A 1,568-nucleotide genomic window follows, 5' to 3' on the forward strand; every position below is an offset into this window, starting at 1 on the left:
GTCAGTCCCTTTACAATATAAATTAATAGCTGTTTTGATACAGCAAAAACAACAATTATGACATTTAAAGAATTAAATATAACCGAACCGATTTTAAAAGCTATTGAAGAAAAAGGATATGCAGTGCCCACTCCCATTCAGGGAGAGGCAATTCCGGCTGCATTAGCAAAAAGAGATATATTAGGCTGTGCGCAAACGGGAACAGGTAAAACTGCTTCGTTTGCTATTCCCATTATACAACATTTGCAAATGAATAAAGAGGCAGCCAAGTGCCGGGGGATTAAAGCGTTGATTTTGATGCCCACCCGTGAACTTGCCTTGCAAATAAGTGAATGCATTAATGATTATGCCAAATATACCCAAGTGCGGCATGGGGTTATTTTTGGCGGAGTAAATCAACGTCCTCAAGTTGACATGTTACACAAAGGAATTGATATCCTGGTTGCTACACCGGGACGTTTGCTTGACTTGATGAATCAGTGACATATCCATCTGGATAAGGTACGAATCAGCATAACTCCGAAATCATCGACTGTGGATGCTATTGAACAGATGGTTTATTTCGTAGAGAAAAAGGAAAAGAGTCTTTTACTGGTTTCGATTTTGCAAAAATCAGAAGATCAGTCGGTGTTGGTATTTTCACGTACGAAGCATAATGCTGATAAGATCGTAAAGATACTGGGCAAGGCGGGAATTGGTAGCCAGGCGATTCATGGAAATAAAAGTCAGGCAGCGCGGCAGTTGGCTTTGGGCAATTTCAAGTCGGGCAAAACACGTGTGATGGTGGCTACTGATATTGCAGCCAGAGGTATCGATATTAACGAACTTCCTTTAGTTATCAACTATGATCTTCCTGATGTGCCGGAAACGTATGTGCATCGTATCGGACGTACCGGAAGAGCCGGGAATACAGGGACAGCACTGACATTCTGCTCGCAGGAAGAGCGTAAACTCGTTAATGATATTCAGAAACTGACGGGTAAGAAGCTGAATAAAGCCAGTTATACTATTTGAAATCAACAAATAACAATCTCTTTAAAATTAATATAAAACTAAATATAAATTCTATGGCAAAATCCATGACAGTTGGTAAACGTGAAAATGAAAAGAAAAGACTCGCTAAACGAGAAGAAAAACTGAAAAAGAAAGAAAGCAAGAAATTATCGGGCAGCTCAAATAGCTTTGAGGATATGATTGCCTATGTAGATGAGAACGGAATGATAACTTCGACTCCTCCGACAGAGGATATAAAGAAGGAAGAAATTAATCCGGATGAAATAATTATAGCAACTCCTAAAAAGGAAGAAGAGGAGCCGACGATCTTGAGAGGACGGGTTGAGTTTTTTAATGAGTCAAGAGGATTTGGCTTTATTAAAGACCTTTCAGGTGTTGAGAAATACTTTTTTCATGTAAACAATGTCATTGGCAATATTGCAGAAAATAATATCGTAACATTTGACCTTGAGCGTGGAGTGAAAGGCATGAATGCGATCAATATCTCTTTGGAAAACAAATCTACATCGGAAGATTTAGCTCAATCTAAACCTGTATAGGGAAGTGTATATTCT

The 1,568-nt window shown here is 39.0% G+C and carries 1 protein-coding gene and 1 pseudogene; both read left to right on the top strand.

Going from position 1 to position 1,568, the window contains the following annotated elements; translation table 11 throughout:
* Positions 1 to 57: 57 nt before the first annotated feature.
* Positions 58 to 1,014 (top strand): annotated as a pseudogene (locus AB5935_RS25555) (DEAD/DEAH box helicase).
* 53 nt (positions 1,015 to 1,067) lie between these two features.
* On the top strand, positions 1,068 to 1,553 hold the full coding sequence (locus AB5935_RS25560) for a cold shock domain-containing protein (RefSeq protein ID WP_004307024.1): 486 nt from the start codon (positions 1,068 to 1,070) through the stop codon (positions 1,551 to 1,553).
* Positions 1,554 to 1,568: the final 15 nt, after the last annotated feature.

It is taken from the genome of Phocaeicola sp. RTP21198st1_B8_RTP21198_201120, from assembly GCF_040929485.1.
GTDB lineage: Bacteria > Bacteroidota > Bacteroidia > Bacteroidales > Bacteroidaceae > Phocaeicola > Phocaeicola dorei.

Coding starts and splice junctions, on each gene's coding strand:
- AB5935_RS25560 (WP_004307024.1), top strand. CDS start 1,068: ATGGCAAAATCCATGACAGTTGGTAAACGTGAAAATGAAAAGAAAAGA.